This window comes from Pseudomonas sp. YA1, assembly GCF_058680555.1.
Genome location: NZ_JBZWBG010000019.1, coordinates 76,052 through 95,233, shown reverse-complemented (window position 1 = coordinate 95,233; position 19,182 = coordinate 76,052). Strand labels below are relative to the sequence as shown.

Below are 19,182 nucleotides of genomic sequence, written 5' to 3'. Positions count from 1 at the left end.
ATCTCTGGGGGAGCTTTCGTGCGTCGTTTTTCGCGTCGAGAGAAAAGTGTCACGAGATCATCAGGCGCATGGAATCAGGGGGAGTCATGACTGTTGCCATAGACAGAACAAAGGGCGACCAATCCACGCCAGGGAACATCATAAGGGGAGAAGGGTACGCCTTGATTCGCAATAGTGAGGCGACTCCCGATCCGGACAAGGTGATCCATATTCCTTGTGCCGATTCGTTTTCCGTCATCGTGCAGTTGCGCGATTTCAATTCCCATCGTCTCTGGAATGGAAACAAACTGGTTTTCGATGGCGGACATCCACGGAAAAGTATCTCCATCGCCTATCTTGGCGATGAAATAAAGTGCCAGCACCGGACAACTTACGACAATGTCCGCTTCATGTTGCCGCGCGCTTCGATAAAGGAGTTTCTCTACGAAGAAGGGCAACGCGCGTCCGCCGAGCCGGAGCGGATCATCGGTGTCGACGATCCGGTGGTCTATCACCTGGCGCTGGCGCTGCTGCCCAGCTTCGCCAGGGCGGGCGAGCGCAACGAACTGTTCATCGAACAGGTCATGCTGGCGCTGTTGACCCACGTTCAGGATCGCTTCGCTTCGACCCAGGTCCCGGTCTGCACCGGCAAGGGCCTGGCGCCCTGGCAATTGCGCAGGGCCAAGGAGCTGATCGCCGGGCATCTGGCCGAGGGCGTATCGGTGGCGCGCCTGGCCGAGGAGTGCGGGCTCTCGCGCAGCTATTTCACCAAGGCCTTCAAGTGCAGCACCGGTGTTTCGCCCCACGAATGGCTGATGCGCATGCGCGTCGACCGGGCCAAGGAGCTGATGCTGGGCAGCGACGAACCGCTTTCGCAGATCGGCGTCGCCTGCGGCTTTTCCGACCAGCCGCATTTCTCGCGGATCTTTCTCCGGCTGGCCGGCGCCTCGCCCTCGACCTGGCGTCGGGTCAAGCGGCAGCGCACCGACGCAGCGCTCTGAACCGCGACCGTGCGTGACGGACGGTACGGAAGCCGCCGGATGCTCGGCTAGAATGCCCTGGCTTCGGCGGTCGCCACCGGCCGCCCACTTCGCAACGGAACAGGGAATCGCAGATGAAAGCAGTACGCCAGGGTCGCGGCGTAACGGGGTTGCTCATGCTCCTGGCGCTGGCCGGGTGCAGTTCGCGGTCGGCGGAGCCGCCGCCGCCCAACCCCGACGAAGTACGGGCGAAGATCGTCCGCCTGATGCCGGCCACGGTGCGCGATCGCCAAGGGTGGGCCAGCGATATCTACGCGGCCTTTTCCGCCCAGCAGATCTACCCCAGCGACGAGAATCTTTGTGCGGTGCTGGCGGTGACCGAGCAGGAGTCCACCTACCAGGTCGACCCGCCGGTGGCCGGCCTGGGCAGGATCGCCACCCGCGAGGTCGAGCGTCGTGCCGGCAAGCTGCACGTGCCGGCGTTCCTGGTCAGCTCGGCGCTGAATATCAAGTCGCCCGATGGCCGCACCTACAGCCAGCGCCTGGCCGCGGCGCGCACGGAGAAGGAACTGAGCGAGACATTCGACGATTTCATCGCCATCGTGCCCATGGGCGGCAAGCTGTTCGGCGGCTTCAACCCGGTACACACCGGCGGGCCGATGCAGGTCAGCATCGCTTTCGCCGAGCAGCACGCGGACGGCTATCCCTATCCGCTGGACGGCAGCATCCGCCGCGAGGTGTTCAGCCGACGCGGCGGCATGTATTTCGGCATCGCCCACCTGCTTGGCTATCCGGCGGACTACCCGGCGCCGCTGTACCGCTTCGCCGACTTCAACGCCGGCTGGTATGCCAGTCGCAACGCCGCGTTCCAGAGCGCGGTGAGTCGCGTCTCGGGGATTCCGCTGGCGCTGGATGGCGATCTGATCCGCTACGGCACGCGCACGCCGGGCTCCACCGAACTGGCCGTGCGCAGCCTCGGCAAGCGCCTGGACATGAGCGACGCGGCGATCCGCCGGGCGCTGGAGCAGGGCGACAGCCCGGAGTTCGCCGACAGCGCGCTGTACCGCAAGGTCTTCGCCCTGGCTGAAAGCGCCACCGGCAAGACGCTGCCCCGCGCCGTGCTGCCGGGGATCGCCCTGGAGAGCCCGAAGATCACCCGCAAGCTGACCACCGCCTGGTTCGCTAAGCGCGTCGACGAACGCTACCAGCGCTGCATGGCGCGCGTGCGGAAACGCTGAGTCCATCGTCGCGCGGGTCGAACCTGGCGCCGCCGCGGGAGTCTGCCGTCCTGTCAGCCAAGTTCATGGAGAAGCAGCGTATGAAGACCCGATACAGCGCCGAGGCACCGGCGCGCGACGAACTGGACCGGCTCGCCGGTCCGACGCTGGTGGAGTTCGGTACCGACTGGTGCGGCCATTGCCAGGCCGCCCAGCCGCTGCTGGCGGAAGTATTCGGCGACTATCCGGAGGTCGGCCACCTGAAGGTCGAGGACGGTCCCGGGCGCCGCCTGGGGCGCTCGTTCCAGGTCAAGCTGTGGCCGACCTTCGTCTTTCTTCGCGACGGCCGGGAGGTAGCGCGGGTGGTTCGCCCCGGCAGCGCCAGCGTGCTGGAAGAGGCGTTCGAAAGCCTGGTCGGCGAGGGCTGAGAACCCGGCCCGCGGGCCGGGCGGTGTTCAGGCCGGCATCGCGTGATCCACCTGTTCGCGGATCTCCTGGTAGCGCAGTTCCATCAGCTTGCGCTGCTCGCGCCGGGCCAGGGCCTGGGCGTAGCGGCGTTTCTCGATCGCGGTCTCCGGTTCCAGTGGACGCACCGCCACCGGCCGGCGCTGGTCGTCCATCGCCACCATGGTGAAGAAGCAACTGTTGGTATGGCGCACGGTGCGCTCGTGGATGTTCTCGGTCATCACCTTCACCCCGACCTCCATCGAAGTGCGCCCGGTGTAGTTCACCGAGGCGAGGAAGGTCACCAGTTCGCCGACATGGATCGGCTCGCGGAAGATCACCTGATCCACCGACAGGGTCACCACGTAGCGTCCGGCGTAGCGCTTGGCGCAGGCGAAGGCCACTTCGTCGAGGAGCTTGAGCAGCGCGCCGCCGTGGACGTTGCCGGAGAAGTTCGCCTTGTCGGGGGTCATGAGCACGCTCATGGTCAGTTGGTAGCTGCCAGGTTCCATCGTTCACCTATCACGCAAGTTGGTCACGGGCCATTGCAGTGGGCCGGCGGCCGCTCTGCGGCGGCCTCTGGCGATAGGGTAGGGAGAAACGCCGGCGCGATTAGCACCGCAGTCGACAATGGTGTTTTCCGCGAAACGGGCTTGCGGCGCCGCTCCGTATGCGCCAGGGCTAGTCGCGGGAGCCGCCGCGTCCTTCCCGGCTGGCATCCATCCAGCGCAGCACTTCTTCGCCGAACTCCGGCGGCGCGATACGCCCCACCCGGCGTACCAGGTCGAGGATGGTCTGCTGGGCCAGCGCTTCTTCCATGCGCTTCTGCGCGGTGAGCATCACCGCGTGGATCGAGCAGGTGTTGCGGGTCGCCCAGGAAGGCGGGTTGCCTTCGAAGATCGCGCAGCGCTCGCGGACCTCGCGGCATTCGAAGATCGATTTGTCGCCGTCGATGGCGCGGACCACGTCGAGCACGCTGATTTCGTTGGCCGGCCGCGCCAGGCGGAAGCCGCCGCGCACGCCTTCGGTGGCAGCCACCAGGCCGGCCTTGGCCAGGCGGGTGAAGACCTTGGCCAGCAGTTCCGGCGGCACGCCCTGCAACTCGGCGAGGGTGCGCACGCTGGACTCGCGGCTGTCGCCTTTCTCGTCGGCGAGGAACAACAGGCAGTGGATGCCGTATTCGACGCCGGCGCTATAGAGAGCCATCACTAACTCCGACAGAAATATTCGCAATATTCTGCGCGGTTTTCAGGTCGCTCACAAGGACAGGTCGTCCGCTGTCTTCCGCCTTGAAGCGCTCTATCTCGGCTTATTTCCGTATGTTTTCGCCGTCTTTCCCTCTCTTTCACGGCGAGGGGCGGTTGCCTGTCGGAGCGCTTTTCGGGGATTGATCTCCGTAACTACGACAAATATAGTCGTAGTTACGGAGAGGCCTTTCTCCGGACATCCCGTCCTTTCCCTCCAGGAGCCCCCAATGAAACAACGTATCCTGATCGTCGGTGCCGGATTCGCCGGCATGTGGAGCGCGCTGAGCGCAGTCCGCCAGCTCGACCGCCAGGGCCGCGACGACGTCGAGGTCGCGGTGCTCGCGCCGCAGCCTGAGCTGCGCATCCGCCCGCGTTTCTACGAGCCTGACGTGCAGCGCATGGCGGCGCCGCTGGGCGAATTGTTCGCCGCGGTCGGCGTGCGTTTCGTGCAGGGCAGCGCGCAGCGCATCGACGTGGCCGGCAAGCGGGTGGAGTACCGCGATGCCGAGGGCACGCCGGCGCAGCTGGACTACGACCGCCTGGTACTGGCGGCCGGCAGCGGCGTGTGGCGTCCGGCGAGTGTCGTCGGCATCGACGCGGCCTTCGATGTCGACCAGTTGGAAGACGCCCTGCGCCTGGAGGCACACCTGCATGCCCTGCGCGACTTGCCGGATTCGCCGGCACGCAACACCGTGGTGGTCGCCGGCGGCGGCTTCACCGGCATCGAGACCGCCACCGAGATGCCGGCGCGCCTGCGGGCGATCCTCGGCGAGAAAGCGGCGCTGCGAGTGATCGTGGTCGACCGCGGCGCCGCCATCGGCGCATCGATGGGCGCGGACCTGAGCGGCTTGATCGCCGAGGCCTCGGCGGAACTGGGCGTGGAGTGGTGCCTGGGGCGTTCGGTGGCGGCGGTGGATGCCGAGGGCGTGACGCTCGACGACGGCCAGCGGATCGAGGCGAAGACCGTGGTCTGGACCGTGGGCGTGCGGGCCAGCACCCTGACCGGGCAGATTCCGGGCGAGCGCGATGCCCAGGGTCGCCTGCATGTCGACCGCAACCTCAAGGTGCTCGGTCTCGACGATGTCTACGCCACCGGCGACGTGGCCCGCGCGGCTACCGACGACCTCGGCAACCATGCCCTGATGACCTGCCAGCACGCCATCGCCCTGGGTCGCTCGGCCGGCAATAACGTGGCCGCCGACCTGCTCGGCGTCGAGCCGATTCCCTACAGCCAGGTGAAGTACGTGACCTGTCTCGACCTCGGCGGCTGGGGCGCGGTGTTCACCGAGGGCTGGGACCGCCAGGTACGGTTCGTGCGCGAGGAGGGCAAGAAGATCAAGACCGAGATCAATGGCGTGTGGATCTACCCGCCGGCGGCGGACCGCGCCGTGGCGCTGGCGGCGGCCGACCCGCTGATTCCGGTGGTGGCGTAGGGCGATTTTCCCTCACCCCAACCCTCTCCCGCAGGCGGGAGAGGATGCCGTGCGGCGTAGAGGGATGCAGCGGCGCGCGGATGCCTGGCCTCCGGTAGGGCGAATAACCGCGAAGCGGTTATCCGCCGTTGCGTCGGTCTTCCTTACAGCCCGACCTTCTCCCGCGGGCGGAAGAAAGGGACGGCGTAAAGGCCTCCTGGGAGCGTGCGCCTTCAGCGCTGGCGTTCCACCGCCGGACGGGCGAGCAGAAGGCGCAACGAGGCCCCCAGCGTTTCGCCATGACCCAGGCCGTCGAGCGGCTGGAAGTCCAGCGTGAGCCCGGCAACCCGGCGCAGGTCATCTACCAGCCGCGCCATCGCCTGGCCCGGCTCGGCTTTCAGCGAGCCGCGCGGGCTGGCCGGTTCGGCGCTGCCGCGCCAGAGCAGGAGTTCCGCGCGCTTTCCGCGCAGGCGCTGTTCGAGCCCCGCTCGCTCGCCGAGGATCGCCCCGTCGCGCCACCACAGCGACGGGCTGGCCGCGGCGTAGCGGGCGAACTCGCCGGGACGGGTGAACAGTGCGTGGAGCACCAGCAAGCCGCCGTAGGAGTGTCCCCAGAGGGTTTGTCGCGCAGTGTCCAGGGGCGCCTGCGCCGCCACGGCCGGGCGCATGCCGTCGCGCAGCAGGTCGAGGAAGGCGTCGGCGCCGCCGCTGGGCAGGCCGTTGAGCGGGTCGCGCTGATCGGCCTGGCCGGGACTCGCGGGGGTGTAGTCGAAGGTACGCCCGGCGCGGTCGATGCGCAGCGGCGTGCGGTAGCCGATGGCGACCAGCAGCGGCGCGTCGCCGTCGGCCAGGTGTCTCAGGGTTGACTCGTCGAGGGCGCCGACGGCGGCGTTGCCGTCGAGCATCCAGACCACCGGGTAGCCGGCGGCGGGCGGTGCCTGCAGCGGTCGGCCGAGCCACAGCCGGTAATGCCGCTGGCCATCGACGGAGTCCAGGTCCACGGCGCTGAAGCGATAGGGCAGGTCCTGGCGTTGCAGCAGGCTGCGGTCCATGGTCGCCTCGGGGTCCGGTTGCGCCAGCGGCGCGCCGCCGGGCAGGGCCGCCGCCAGGGCGAGGCCCAGGGCGGCGACGAGCAGGGAGGTTCTCATCAGGCTTTCTCGTTATGGCTCAGAACGACGCGGTCAGGCTGGTATAGAAGGTCCGTCCGGGCTCGTTGTAGGTCGCCGCGCCGGCCCCGTCGATGCCGACCACGCCCTGGGCATTGCCGGCGCGGAACAGGCGCTTGTCGAACAGGTTGTCGACGCCGGCGCCGAGGCTCAGGTTCTTGCTCAACCGATAGGTGCCGCCGAGGCCGGCGATGGCGTAGGGCGAGAGCTGGTCGTTGGCGCTGCCGGTGACACGGTCGCCGTGATAGTCGTATTTCTTCGGCTTCTGCTTGCCGTACCAGGTGACCGTGGCTTGCAGCGAGAGGTCGTCGGTGGCCTGCCAGTCGAGCATCGAGTTGAGGGTGTAGCGCGGCGTCACCGAGAGCACGTCGCCGGTTTCCTTGTTCTTCGATTGCAGCATGTAGGTGAAGTTGTTGCTCCACTTCAGGCCGTCGGCCAGGGGCAGGGTCAGGGTGCCTTCGAGGCCCTCGACCACCGCCTTGGGCACGTTCTCCCACTGGTAGATCGCCGCGTTGGCGTAGTCGCCCTTGCCGCCGCTGGCGTGGTCGACCGGTGACAGGCCGGATTCGATCTTGTTCTTGTAGTCGTTGCGGAAGTAGGTCAGCCCCGCTACCAGGCCGTCGTGGCTGTACTCGATGCCCAGTTCCTTGTTCACGCTGGTCTCGGCCTTGAGGCCGTCGTTGCCGCGCAGGTAGCAACTGGTGCTTTGCCCGTAGCAACCCTGGCCACGGCTGTAGAGCAGGTAGTCGGGGTTCAGCTGGTACAGGTTGGGGGCCTTGTAGGCGCGGGCGATACCGGCCTTCAGGGTGACCCGCTCGGTGAGCGCGTGGGACAGGTTCAGCGATGGGCTCCAGTTGTCGCCGACGATGTCGTGGTGGTCCCAGCGCAGGCCTGGGGTGAGCATGGTGCCGGGCATCAGCTCGATGTTGTCCTCGGCGAACAGCGAGAAGATCCGCGCCGAGGAACTGCTGCTGCGGTTCTTTCCGGCGAGACCGGGGATCGAGCCGCCTTCTTCGGTGTTCTGGGTGTTGGAGCTGGGGTCGTCGAGCTTCTGCTCGGTCCACTCGCTGCCGAGGGTCAGGGTCTGCTCGTAGCCCAGGTGCAGCGGCAGGTTGACCTCGCCGTGGGCGGTCAGGTCGCGCAGGGTGGCGGTGTAGAAGCCGGCGTTGTTGGGGTCGAAGATGCCTTCGGTGCCGCCGGCCAGGCCTTCGTTGATCCGGCTGTTGCGGGTCTTCTCGTACTGCAGGTAGGCCAGCGAGCTGCCGAAGTCCCATTCGCCGCGATGGGTGACCGAGTAGGTCTCGCGGTACATGCGGTTGGTCTCGTGGCCGAGCATCTGCTTCACGTAGTTGTTGCTGTTGGTGTTCTGCGTGTCGCCGGTGTAGATGTTGCCCTGGCGGCTGAAGCCGGCCTCGAACTCGAGGGTCTGCTCGGGCGTCAGGTGCCAGCTGAGCAGCCCGTCGATGTCCTTGTTGCGCACGCCTTCGCGACCGGCGGGGAGGGTGCCGGCCTGCTTGCCGGTGCGGTTGGATTCGTGGCCGGCGTTGATGTCCCAGTCGTCCGAGTCGGTCTTGGCGATGTTGCCGTAGACGCGGTAGCTGAGGTTTTCCGTGAGCGGCCCGTTGAGACCGAAGCTCATCCGTTCGCTGGCGCCTTCGGCCTTGTGCTGCGGGAAATTGCTGTAGACACTGAGATTACCGTGGGTTTCCGCGCCGGCCTGCTTGGTGATGATGTTCACCACGCCGCCCGCCGCGCCGTTGCCGTAGCGCGCCGCCGCCGGGCCGCGGATCACTTCGATGCGCTCGACCTGGTCGGCCGGCACCCAGTTGGTGTCGCCGCGGCTGTCGCGCTCGCCGCGCCAGCCGTAGCGCACCGAGTTGCGCGAGCTGACCGGCTTGCCGTCGACCAGGATCAGGGTGTTCTCCGGGCCCATGCCGCGGATGTCGATCTGCCGGTTGTTGCCACGCTGGCCGCTGGAGCTGTTGCCGGTCAGGTTGACCCCCGGCATGGTCCGGATGATCTGCGACAGGTCGTTGCTCGGCGGTCGCTTGGCGATGTCCTCGGCGGTGATGATGGAAACTCCCGGCGCCTGCTTGGTTTCCTCCTGGGCGGTGGCGACCACGGTCTGCTCGCCCAGCTCGATGACGGAGCCGTCGCCCTGGCCGGCGGCGTGTACGGCGTTGGCGAGCAGGCAACTGGACAGCAGCAGGAAGGGAACGGCGGGAAGGGCGCGTGAGGACATCGGTGATCTCCGGGCAATGCAGCGAAATGCAAGAGATCACGAATGATATTGATTGTTATTTGAGAGTAAAGCGCATTAACTTTCTAAACACTTCGCCCTCAGGCGGCCGCCGGCAGCCACAGGTGCAGGCACAATCCGGGCTTGCCGTTGCTGGCCCAGAGCCGGCCGCCCTGTAGCTCGATGGCGCGCCGGGCGATCGCCAGGCCGAGGCCGAAACCTTCGCCGGCGCTATCGTCCAGGCGCTGGTAGGGGAGGAAGATGCGTTCCAACTGGTCTTCCGCCACGCCAGGGCCCTGGTCCTGCAGGCGCAGGTGCCAGAAGTCGCCCTCGCGCTCGCCGTCGAGGCTGACCGTGCCGTCCTCGGGCGAGTGACGGATGGCGTTGCGCAGGAGGTTTTCCATGGCCTGGGCCAGGCTGTCCAGGTGGACCTCGACGCGACAGTCGACGCCCAAGCGGCAGGGTAGCCGCGCCGGGTCCCAGCCGCTTTCGAAACAGGCGTCCTCGCGCAGCGCTTCCCACACCGACAGCGCCAGCACCGGCTCGGTGGGCAGTTGCGGGCGCTCGGTGTCCATCCAGGCGAGGTCGAGGGTGTCTTCCAGCAATCGTTGCATGTCGCCGATTTCGCGATCCAGGCGCTGGCGCAACTGTTCCGGCGGTAGCTCGCTGTCGTGGGCGATGCGCAGGCGCGCCAGCGGCGTGCGCAGTTCGTGGGACAGGGTGCGCAGCAGCAGGCGCTGCTGGGCGAGACTCAGGCGCAGGCGCTCGGCCATGTGCTCCAGGGCCTGGGCCAGCTCGCCGAGTTCGTCGCGGCGGGCCGCCAGCGGTGCGGCGAGGGGAGTGCTTTCCAGTTCGTCGGCGCGCAGGGCGTCGGCGCGATCGCGCAAGCGGTTCAGCGGCACCACCAGGTGGCGGTAGAGCAGCAGGCCGAGCAGGGCGGCCAGCAAGGTCGGGACTATGCCGTGGGTGACCAGGTGGGTCCAGGGGGTCAGTCCGCCGGGCAGCAGGCGCTCCGGTAACTGGATTACCAGCCGGCCCTGCTCGGGATGTCCGGGGAACTCGATGCTGACGTACGGCAGTTCGTCCTGCAGGCGCCGGCTCATCGGCCAGTCGAGCTTGCGCATGAAGGTCAGGTGGCTCGACTCCTCGGCGCTCAGCGGCGTGCTGCCGAGGCTTTCCAGGTGCGGTCCGACCAGCGCCACCCAGGTATCTTCCTTCGCCGACAGTTCCTTGCGGAAGCGTTCGGCGCCCGCGGCGCCCTCGCTGCGCCAGGCATCCTCCGCCTGCCGCGCGTAATCCGCCAGGTAGTGGCGGTCGGCCGGGGCGAGGAAGTAGGTGCTGCGCTCCACCGACAGGCCCCAGGTGTAGATCAGCCAGGTCAGCAGCAGGCAGAAGCCGACCTGCAGCAGCGCCAGTTTCCATAACAGCGGGTGCCTGCGCATCAGGGGTGTTCCGTCTCCACCAGCAGGTAGCCCTGGCCGCGCACCGCCTGGATCTGCAGGTGACGGACGGGGACCGCGGCGAGCTTGCGCCGCAGGTTGCAGACGTGCACGTCGAGACCGCGGTCGAGGCGCGTGTAGCTGCGGTGCAGCACGCTCCGGTAGAGGAACGGCTTGCTCAGCGCCTCGCCAGCGTGTTCGCGGAGCGTCGCCAGGAGGCGGTATTCGGATGGCGTCAGCCCCGCCGGAAGGCCCTGGTGGAGCACATCCTGGGCCTGGTCGTCGAACACCAGCCGGGTATCCCGCCGCTGCGCCGACGGCAGGCGGTCCAGTCGTACGCGGCGCAGCAGGGCGTCGGTGCGGGCATCCAGCTCGGCCAGGCTGAACGGCTTCGGCAGGTAGTCGTCGGCGCCGCGGGTGAAGCCGCTGATGCGATCCTGCTCGGCGCCCAGGGCCGACATCAGCATCACCGGCGTGGCCTGCTCGCGGCGCAGCAACTCCAGCAGGGCCAGGCCGTCGAGGCCGGGCAGCATGATGTCCAGCAACACCAGGTCGAACGCTTCGCGCCCGGCGGCTTCCAGCCCGTGCGAGCCATCGCCGCAGACGGTCACGCGGAAGCCGCGCTGGCGGAAATGCGCGTCGAGATCCTCGCGCAGGCGCGGGTCGTCTTCGACCAGCAGCAGGCGGGGAGATGGGTTTGAGATATGAGAATGATTCACGTTCGTGAATATCTCATTTTTGCCGGGGATCGGGCAATGGGCCAATGCGACGCATCGCGCACGGAGCGGAAATACTTTTCGACAAAGCCGTCGTTGCTTCGGTTTTTTTTCTGGCTTAGGGTCGGCGGGTCCGCAGGAGGCGGGCAGGGGTGTCGTGGCTATTGGCTAGCCTTTCGCGACGGCACGGGGTTGTACGATCATCTGGCGCGCTGCTGGCGCGTTGTTCGGGCCGCCCGCCGCAGGTGACTATCAAGGAAGATTTCCCATGCTGTTCTCCCAACACACCCGCCTGGTACACGTGGACTCCCCGCTGGGACCCGAGGTCCTGCAACTGCAACGGCTGGAGGGTCGCGAAGAGCTGGGCCGGCTGTTCAGCCACGAGCTCGAACTGGTCTCGAGCAATCCCGCCTTGCCTCTGGATGCCCTGTTGGGCAAGCCGATGAGCCTCGCGCTGGAACTCCCCGGCGGCAGCCGGCGGTATTTCCACGGCATCGTCGCGCGCTGTAGCCAGGGCGCCGGCGCCGGCCAGTTCGCCAGCTACCAGGTCACCCTGCGGCCCTGGCTGTGGCTGCTGACGCGCACCTCCGACTGCCGCATCTTCCAGAACCAGAAGGTCCCGGACATCATCAAGCAGGTGTTCCGCGACCTCGGCTTCTCCGACTTCGAGGACGCCCTGAGCCGCTCCTACCGCGAGTGGGAATACTGTGTGCAATACCGCGAGACCAGCTTCGATTTCGTCAGCCGGCTGATGGAGCAGGAAGGCATCTACTACTGGTTCCGCCACGAAAAGAAGCGCCACATCCTGGTGCTCTCCGATGCCTACGGCGCGCACCACAGCCCGGCCGGCTACACCAGCGTGCCCTATTACCCGCCGAGCCTCGGCCATCGCGAGCGCGACCACTTCTTCGACTGGCACATGGCGCGCGAGGTCCAGCCCGGCTCGCTGAGCCTCAACGACTACGACTTCCAGCGTCCCGGCACCCGCCTGGAAGTGCGCTCCAATGTCGGGCGCGCCCATGCCGCGGCCGACTACCCGCTCTACGACTACCCTGGCGAGTATGTGCAGAGCCAGGACGGCGAACACTATGCACGGACCCGCATCGAGGCGATCCAGACCCAGTACGAGCGAGTTCGCCTGCGGGGATGCGCCAGGGGTATCGGGGCGGGCCATCTGTTCCACCTGAGCAACTACCCGCGCCTGGACCAGAACCGCGAATACCTGGTGGTTGGCGCCGAGTACCGGGTAGTCCAGGAACTCTACGAGACCGGTAATGGCGGGGGCGGCGCGCAGTTCGAGAGCGAGCTGGACTGTATCGACGCCGGCCAGGCTTTCCGCCCCTTGCCGTCGACCCCGGTGCCGGTGGTGCGCGGCCCGCAGACCGCGGTGGTGGTCGGGCCCAAGGGCGAGGAGATCTGGACCGACCAGTATGGCCGGGTCAAGGTGCATTTCCACTGGGATCGCCACGACCAGTCCAACGAGAACAGCTCCTGCTGGATGCGCGTCTCCCAGGCCTGGGCGGGGAAGAACTGGGGCTCGGTGCAGATCCCGCGGATCGGCCAGGAAGTGATCGTCAGCTTCCTCGAAGGCGACCCGGACCGGCCGATCATCACCGGGCGGGTCTACAACGCCGAGCAGACGGTGCCCTACGAGCTGCCGGCGAACGCTACCCAGAGCGGCACCAAGAGCCGTTCGAGCAAGGGCGGCACGCCGGCCAACTTCAACGAGATCCGCATGGAGGACAAGAAGGGCGCCGAGCAGTTGTTCATCCATGCCGAGAGGAACCAGGACATCGAGGTCGAGAACGACGAGAGCCACTGGGTCGGCCACGACCGGACCAAGACCATCGACCACGACGAGACGGTGCATGTGAAGCACGATCGCACCGAGACCGTGGACAACAACGAGACCATCACCGTGCATGCCAACCGCAGCAAGACGGTCGACCGCAACGAGACGGTCAGGATCGGCATGAACAAGACGGAAACCATCCTCATGGCCTCGTTGCAGAACGTCGGCATGGGGCGCATGGAAAACGTCGGGCTCGGCTACAGCCTGAACGTCGGCATGATGATGAACACCGTGGTCGGGCTGAACCAGAGCACCCAGGTGATGAAGAAGAAGACCTTGTCGGTGGGCGATAGCTACGAAGTGAGCGTGGGCGGCAGCGACGATGGCTCGAAGATCACCCTGGACGGTCAGAGCATCACCCTCGGCAGCCAGCGCATCGAGCTGACCGCCGACCGCGAGATCCTCTTGCGCTGCGGCCAGAGCACGATCCGCCTGACCCCGGGGGAGATCGAGATCCTCTCGCCCAATGTCGATATCAACTGTTGAGCGGCGGGCGGATGTCCTGTCGCGGCTTTTCCCAAGGAAGGATGGATAGATGAGTGGCCTACCGGTTTCCCATGTCGGCGAAAAAGTCTCGGGAGGGGTTATCTCCACCGGCTCGCCCACCGTGCACGTCGGCAGCAGCGCGGTCGGCCTGGCCGACCGGGCGTCCGCCTGCGTGCCGCTGGTGGGCAAGCCGGTCAACCCGATGCTCGGCAGCAAGCTGTTGCCGGAAGAGGTCGATTTCGCCCTGGCTGCGCCGGACACCTTCACCTTCGCCCGTGGCTACCTGTCGAGCAACCCGCGTATCGGCCGGCTCGGCCGGGGCTGGTGGCTGCCGGGCGAGAGCATGTACCTGGAACTGAGCGAAGACGCCTGCGTGCTGGTCGACGCCCAGGGCCGCCGGATCGGCTTTCCCGCGCTGGCTCCCGGCGCGCAGCATTATTCCGGCAGCGAGGAGCTGTGGCTGCGCCGCGGCGGTTCGAACGGCGGCGCAGCGCAGGCCTGGCGCGGGCGCTGGGCGGCGGTGCCGGCCGAACTGCAGACGCAGGAGGGCTCCGTGCTGGTGCTGTCCGGCCACAGCTACCTGCATTTCCAGCGTTGCCCCGACGGTATCTGGCGCCTGCAGGCCAGCTTCGGCCGCGCCGGCTACCGCACCGAGTTCCGCTGGAGCGGACGTGGCCTGCTCACCGGCGTGCGCGACAGCGCCGGGCGCAGCTATGCTCTGGTCTACCAGCAGGCCTGCGAGCCGAGCGAGGGCGACGATGGCCTGCGTCTGTTCGGCGTGATCCTGGCCAGCCACGACGGACCGCCGCCGGACTACATCGATCCGCAGAGCCCGGGGCTCGACTGGCTGGTGCGCTACCAGTTCAGCGACAGCGGCGACCTGATCGCCGTGCGCGACCGCCTCGGCCAGGTGGTCCGGGTATTCGCCTGGCGCGAGCACATGCTGGTCGCCCACGGCGAGCCGGGCGGGCTGGAGGTTCGCTACGAGTGGGATGTCCATGCTCCGCACGGGCGGGTCGTGAAGCAGATCGAGGCGGGCGGCCTGACCCGTACCTTCCGCTACCTGCGCGATGCCACCGAGGTCAGCGACAGCCTCGGCCGCGTCGAACGCTACGAGTTCGCCGGCGAGGGTGGGCAGCGGCGCTGGACCGCGCTGGTCAGGGCCGACGGCAGCCGTAGCGAGTTCGACTACGACCTGTTCGGCCGCCTGGTCGCCATGCGCGACCCGCTGGGGCGGGAGACGCGGCGCCGGCGCGATGGCCAGGGGCGGATGCTCGAGGAGGAGTCGCCGGGCAAGGCGCGCTATCGCAAGCGCGTCGACGAAGAGACCGGGCTGCTGGTCGAGCTGGAGGACGCGATGCAGCGCCGCTGGACCTTCGAGCGCGACGAACGGGGCAATGCGACGACGGTGCGCGGCCCGGCCGGCAGCACCCGCTACGCCTACGAAGACCCGCGCCTGCCCGACCGCCCGACGCGAATCGTCGACCCGCGCGGCGGCGAGCGGCGCCTGGAGTGGAACCGCTTCGGCCTGTTGGCGGCGTTGACCGATTGTTCCGGCCAGGTCTGGCGTTACGACTACGACAACGAAGGGCGTTTGGTCGCCAGCAGCGACCCGCTGGGACAACTGACCCGGCGCCGCTACGACCCGCTGGGACAACTGATCGGCCTGGAATTGGCCGACGGCAGCGCCCTGAGCTATGAATACGACGCCCTTGGGCGGCAGACCGGTATCGCCGATGCCGAGGGGCACGCCACGCTGTTTTCCTGGGGCCACGGCGATCTGCTGGCGCGGGTTTCCGACGCCGGCGGCGGCGAACTGTCCTACCTGCACGACGAAGCCGGCAGGCTGGTCGCCCTGACCAACGAGAACGGCGTCCAGGCGCAGTTCCGCTACGACCTGCTGGACCGTCTGGTGGAAGAGACCGGTTTCGACGGTCGTCGCCAATGCTATCGCTACAACGCCGCTGACGAACTGGTCGCCCGCGAGGATGCCGACGGTCGCGAGACCACCTATGCCTACGACCGCGACGGCCGCCTGGCGAGCATCCGGGTTCCCGCCACCGAGCACGCACCGGCCCTGGTCGAGCGTTACCGCTGGTTGCCCGACGGCCGCCTGGCCAGCGCCGGCGGGGCGGATTGCGAGGTGCGCTACACGTACGACGAGGTCGGTAACCTGCGCCTGGAAAGCCAGGTACATGCCGACGGTTGGGTCTACAGCGTCGAGCACAGCCACGATGCGCTGGGCGTGCGCCAGACCAGCCGCTACGGCGACGCGCCGCCGGTCGCCTGGCTGACCTATGGCCCGGGTCATCTGCACGGCGCGCTGGTCGGTGCGGTCGAGCTGGCCTTCGAGCGCGACGCCCTGCACCGCGAGGTGCGTCGCGACGCCCGCCGTGACGGGCAGGATGACGCGTTGTTCACCCAGGAGCGCCAGCACGCGCCGCTGGGACGCCTGCAGCGCAGCCGTCTGCGTCTGGCCGGCGGTTTCGACTGGCAGCGCGGCTATCGCTACGACGGACTTGGACAACTGGTCGGCATCGACGACAACCAGTATCCGTCGGTGCGCTACGAATACGACCTCGGCGGTCGCCTACTGGCCAGCCGGCGCGCTGGCGCGGCGGCCAGCGCCTACCGCTACGACGCCGCCGGCAACCGCCTGGAGGGCGTCGGCGAGCATGCGCGCGAGGACGCTCGCCAGGCATTCGCCGAGAACGAACTGTACCGCTCCGGTTTCAGTCGCTCCGAGGCACGCGCGAGCCAGGCCGGCGAAGGTCCGGCGCGCTGGGCCGGCAACCGCGTGGAGAGGATCGCCGGCAACCGCTATCGCTTCGATGCGCTGGGCAACCTGGTCGAGCGTATCGGCGCCGACGGCGAGCGCCTGCGCCTGGCCTACGACGGCGCGCAGCGCCTGGTCCATCTGTTGCGCGATTGCGCCGACGGCACGCGGCTGGAGGCGCGCTACCGCTACGACGCGCTGTCGCGACGGATCGCCAAGGTGGTGCTGCGCGAGGGTGTCGAACAGCAGGTGCGCTTCGGCTGGGACGGCGATCGCCAATGCGCCGAAGCCTTTGCGCGGGAACTGCGCACCACCGTTCACGAACCGGGCGGTTTCGTCCCGTTGCTGCGCCTGGAGCAGGCCTGCGAGCCCGATCCCCCGGAGCTGCTGCAACTGCGCCAGGCGTTCGCCGCCGAGGGCCAGCCGCTGCCGGCGCAATGCGTGCCGGCGCTGGGCGAGGCGCGGGTCGCTTTCTTCCACACCGACCACCTCGGTACCCCCCTGCAACTGAGCGACGAACGTGGCCAACTGCGTTGGCAGGGCGTTCCGGACGACTGGCGGGCGGTGGCGCCGGAACGACAGCCGGGTGCGCAGCCGATCCGCTTCCAGGGGCAGTACCACGACGAAGAAAGCGGCCTCTACTACAACCGCTACCGTTACTACCTGCCGGAAGCCGGGCGCTATGCCAGCCAGGACCCGCTCGGCCTGGGCGGTGGGCCCAACCCCTATGCCTACGCGCTGAACGCGCCCACGCTGGCCTACGATCCCACCGGCCTGATCATCCCGCTGGTGGTGATCGGCGCCTTCGCCGCCCGCGCCGCGATCGGAGCGGCGCTGGGCGCCGGCATCGAGCTGGGGATGCAGACCGGCAAGCAGGTGCTGGGGCAGATGAAGGACAACTGGGACAACGATCGCGACCTCACCGATATCAAGTGGAAGTGCATCGACATCAACTGGAAACACGTCGGCGCCTCGGCGGCCATTGGCACCGTGGCGCCGGGCATGCTCAGCACCGGCAAGACCGTGGTGCAGTCCGCCAAGGCGATCAGGACCCTTTCCGGACAGGCGGCCAACACCGCCAACCGCGCGGCCAAGCTGGCCGCGCGCAAGGCCGCCCATGCCGATACCATCAAGAAGGCCGTGGCCACCCAGGCCGCCTGGCAGACGGGCAAGCAGATCGTCAAATGCCCACTGAAGGACGAAGAAGAGGAGTGCCCGCCGCAATGATCAAGCATTACCTGCTGATGACCCTCGTCTGCATACCGCTGGCGTTGCTCTACGTCTGCCTGGAATGGTTCTTCGGCAACACCTGGGTGACCGTCGGGGTGTTCTTCGGCGTGCTCGTCGTGTTGCGCCTCGGGCTCTACCTCTACCGCCGCTCGAAGGGCATCAGGGACGGCTACCTGGACGAGTGAGCCGTCGGTTCAGCTCACCGACATCCTGGCCGTGAGGTTCTGCTGCATGTAGTCGAGGAAGCGCCGCTGGAACAGCATGGTGTGCTCGTGGGCGGCCTTTTCCGCGGCGTCGGCGTCGCGTGCGGTGATGGCTTCGATGATCTCGTCGTGGTCGCGGCCCAGCTTGATCGAGCTGGCCGAGCTGACGATGTGGTCGAAATGCAGGTGCAGCAGGCGCTGGCCTTCGCCCAGCAGGCGCTCGTAGTAGCTGATGAAATATGGGTTGCGGCCGGCCTCGGCGACACTCATGTGGAACGCCTTGTTCAGTTCCGACATGGCCTGGAAATCGCCGCTGGCGACCGCTTCCATGTAGGCGGCGTCGGCCCGACGGATGTTCTCCAGGTCGTCCTCCTTGTGCTGGCTGGCCGCCAGGCGTGTCACTGCGCGCTGGATCAGGTCCAGCGCGGCGATGTAGTTGGGGAATTCCTCGATCTCGAACGGTGTGACCAGGGTGGTTCGGTTGGGCAGGATGGTCACCAGGCCTTCGGTGACCAGGCGCGCCAGGGCGTCGCGCACCGGCGAGCGGGACAGGCCGAACTGTGCGGCCAGAGACACTTCGTCCAGTTGTACGCCGGGCTTGAGCTTCAGCGTGAGGATCTGCCGACGCAGTTCCTCGTAGATGTAGCGGCCGCCATGGCGCCGTCCGCCGCTTTCGGTTTCTTGCTCTTTGCCCATCATCAGGTCTCGGTGTTCGCGGACTGTGTCATACAGACCAGCCCGTCATCTTAGCGTGGCGTGGTCGGCCTCGGGAATGCCGGACCCCAGGTATCGCTGAGCATGAATCCGGCTGCCAGCGGGTCGTCCGGATCGATGCCGAGCTGCTGCAGGCCATACAGCCAGGCGCGTCCTTCCACTCGGGGGAGAATCGCAGGTCGTCCGCCAACCTCGGTATGGCCGAGCAGCTCGACCTGGAATTCGCCACCGATGATGGAGCGCGACAGCAGCCGTTCGCCGACCTGTACCAGGCCGCGCGCACTCAGCGTCGCCAGGTTGGCCGAGCTGCCGGTGCCGCAGGGCGAGCGGTCGACCCGACCCGGCGGCAAGGTGGTGCAGGTCTGGTAGGTGCGGGCGTCCAGGCGCTTGCGGAACATCACGTAGGCCACTTCGTCGATCCCGGCATACAAGGGGTGGCGTACGCGCACCTGGCGGTTGATCAGTTCCTTCAGGCGGACTCCGGCGTCGGCCAAGTGGCGGGCGTTCTCCGCAGCGATGCGCAGACCGACCTGGTCGACGTCCACCAGTGCGTAATAGACGCCGCCGAACGCCAGGTCGAGGGTCAGCGGGCCGAACGCGTCGCCGTCGATGCAAACGTCGAGCTGCTCGACGAAGGACGCTACCATGTCCAGCGAAACGCTCAGGCAGCGCCCGTCGGAGCAGCGTGCGCGGGCGGTGACCAGGCCGGCCGGGGTGTCGAGCACGACGGTGGTTTCCGGTTCGTGCATCGGCAACATGCCCAGCTCCAGCAAAGCGGTGACCACGCAGATGCAATTGCTGCCGGACATGGGGTGGGCCTTGTCGGCCTGAAGCACGATGAAGCCGGCGTGGGCCTCCGGGCGGGTCGGCGGCAGCAGCAGGTTCACCGACATCTGCAGGCAGCCGCGTGGCTCCAGCGTCACCAGGCGGCGAAGGCTATCGTCCACCCGGTTGATGTGGTTCATCTTGTCCAGCATGGTCGCGCCGGGGATGCCGAGCACACCGCCGGTGATCACTTTGCCGATCTCGCCCTCGCAGTGCACCTCGGCCAGTTGTAGCGTTTTCTTCCAGCGCATCGTTCC

The 19,182-nt window shown here is 67.5% G+C and carries 15 protein-coding genes; 7 read left to right on the top strand and 8 right to left on the bottom strand.

What is annotated here, in order from left to right; genetic code table 11:
• Positions 1-86: 86 nt before the first annotated feature.
• From AC4OR5_RS24545 to AC4OR5_RS24535, 3 genes are all read left to right on the top strand, one after another.
• Positions 87-980 (top strand): helix-turn-helix domain-containing protein, encoded by an 894-nt coding sequence (locus tag AC4OR5_RS24545; protein WP_003119473.1) that lies wholly within the window; start codon positions 87-89, stop codon positions 978-980.
• 113 nt (positions 981-1,093) lie between these two features.
• Positions 1,094-2,197, top strand: a complete 1,104-nt coding sequence (locus AC4OR5_RS24540) for a DUF1615 domain-containing protein (RefSeq protein ID WP_003119474.1) — start codon at positions 1,094-1,096, stop codon at positions 2,195-2,197.
• A gap of 80 nt (positions 2,198-2,277) precedes the next feature.
• Positions 2,278-2,604: a thioredoxin family protein gene (locus AC4OR5_RS24535; protein ID WP_003131054.1), complete on the top strand. Its 327-nt coding sequence runs from the start codon at positions 2,278-2,280 to the stop codon at positions 2,602-2,604.
• Positions 2,605-2,631: 27 nt separating this feature from the next.
• Here the strand turns inward: AC4OR5_RS24535 and AC4OR5_RS24530 are convergent, their stop codons facing one another.
• Together AC4OR5_RS24530 and AC4OR5_RS24525 are read right to left on the bottom strand one after the other, a co-directional pair.
• Positions 2,632-3,132 carry an acyl-CoA thioesterase gene (locus AC4OR5_RS24530; RefSeq protein ID WP_003090555.1) on the bottom strand — a complete coding sequence of 167 codons (501 nt, stop codon included), beginning with the start codon at positions 3,130-3,132 and terminating at the stop codon, positions 2,632-2,634.
• A gap of 169 nt (positions 3,133-3,301) precedes the next feature.
• Positions 3,302-3,826 (bottom strand): RrF2 family transcriptional regulator, encoded by a 525-nt coding sequence (locus AC4OR5_RS24525; protein ID WP_003090553.1) that lies wholly within the window; start codon positions 3,824-3,826, stop codon positions 3,302-3,304.
• Positions 3,827-4,094: 268 nt separating this feature from the next.
• Between AC4OR5_RS24525 and AC4OR5_RS24520 the strand changes: the two genes are divergently transcribed.
• On the top strand, positions 4,095-5,300 hold the full coding sequence (locus AC4OR5_RS24520) for an NAD(P)/FAD-dependent oxidoreductase (RefSeq protein ID WP_003138874.1): 1,206 nt from the start codon (positions 4,095-4,097) through the stop codon (positions 5,298-5,300).
• A gap of 212 nt (positions 5,301-5,512) precedes the next feature.
• On the opposite strand, the gene pfeE is transcribed toward AC4OR5_RS24520, so the two are convergent.
• The 4 genes from pfeE to AC4OR5_RS24500 all read right to left on the bottom strand — a co-directional run bounded on the left by pfeE (position 5,513) and on the right by AC4OR5_RS24500 (position 10,842).
• Positions 5,513-6,427 carry a ferric enterobactin esterase PfeE gene (gene pfeE, locus AC4OR5_RS24515; RefSeq protein WP_058134374.1) on the bottom strand — a complete coding sequence of 305 codons (915 nt, stop codon included), beginning with the start codon at positions 6,425-6,427 and terminating at the stop codon, positions 5,513-5,515.
• 19 nt (positions 6,428-6,446) lie between these two features.
• The gene (gene pfeA / locus AC4OR5_RS24510) at positions 6,447-8,687 is read right to left on the bottom strand and encodes a siderophore enterobactin receptor PfeA (protein ID WP_034026300.1); all 2,241 of its coding nucleotides are present in this window, start codon (positions 8,685-8,687) and stop codon (positions 6,447-6,449) included.
• Positions 8,688-8,785: 98 nt separating this feature from the next.
• Positions 8,786-10,126: a two-component system sensor histidine kinase PfeS gene (gene pfeS, locus AC4OR5_RS24505; protein ID WP_031685708.1), complete on the bottom strand. Its 1,341-nt coding sequence runs from the start codon at positions 10,124-10,126 to the stop codon at positions 8,786-8,788.
• Positions 10,126-10,842: a response regulator transcription factor gene (locus AC4OR5_RS24500; RefSeq protein ID WP_043102431.1), complete on the bottom strand. Its 717-nt coding sequence runs from the start codon at positions 10,840-10,842 to the stop codon at positions 10,126-10,128. Before AC4OR5_RS24500 ends, pfeS begins: the two co-directional genes overlap by 1 nt.
• A gap of 265 nt (positions 10,843-11,107) precedes the next feature.
• On the opposite strand from AC4OR5_RS24500, the gene AC4OR5_RS24495 reads away from it, so the two are divergent.
• The 3 genes from AC4OR5_RS24495 to AC4OR5_RS24485 are packed head-to-tail and all read left to right on the top strand — an operon-like array spanning position 11,108 to position 17,368.
• Positions 11,108-13,177 carry a type VI secretion system tip protein TssI/VgrG gene (locus AC4OR5_RS24495; RefSeq protein WP_058160144.1) on the top strand — a complete coding sequence of 690 codons (2,070 nt, stop codon included), beginning with the start codon at positions 11,108-11,110 and terminating at the stop codon, positions 13,175-13,177.
• A 49-nt stretch (positions 13,178-13,226) separates the two neighbouring features.
• Positions 13,227-17,180: a type VI secretion system effector Tse5 gene (tse5, locus tag AC4OR5_RS24490; RefSeq protein WP_058160143.1), complete on the top strand. Its 3,954-nt coding sequence runs from the start codon at positions 13,227-13,229 to the stop codon at positions 17,178-17,180.
• A complete protein-coding gene (locus tag AC4OR5_RS24485; RefSeq protein ID WP_003090543.1) occupies positions 17,177-17,368 on the top strand; it encodes a hypothetical protein in 192 nt (63 codons plus the stop codon). Before tse5 ends, AC4OR5_RS24485 begins: the two co-directional genes overlap by 4 nt.
• A 9-nt stretch (positions 17,369-17,377) precedes the next feature.
• On the opposite strand, the gene AC4OR5_RS24480 is transcribed toward AC4OR5_RS24485, so the two are convergent.
• Complete coding sequence (locus AC4OR5_RS24480; protein ID WP_003110102.1) at positions 17,378-18,082, bottom strand: GntR family transcriptional regulator; 705 nt, start codon at positions 18,080-18,082, stop codon at positions 17,378-17,380.
• A gap of 50 nt (positions 18,083-18,132) precedes the next feature.
• Positions 18,133-19,176, bottom strand: coding sequence for a proline racemase family protein (locus tag AC4OR5_RS24475; protein WP_003090538.1), 1,044 nt, complete (start codon positions 19,174-19,176; stop codon positions 18,133-18,135).
• Positions 19,177-19,182 lie beyond the last annotated feature (6 nt).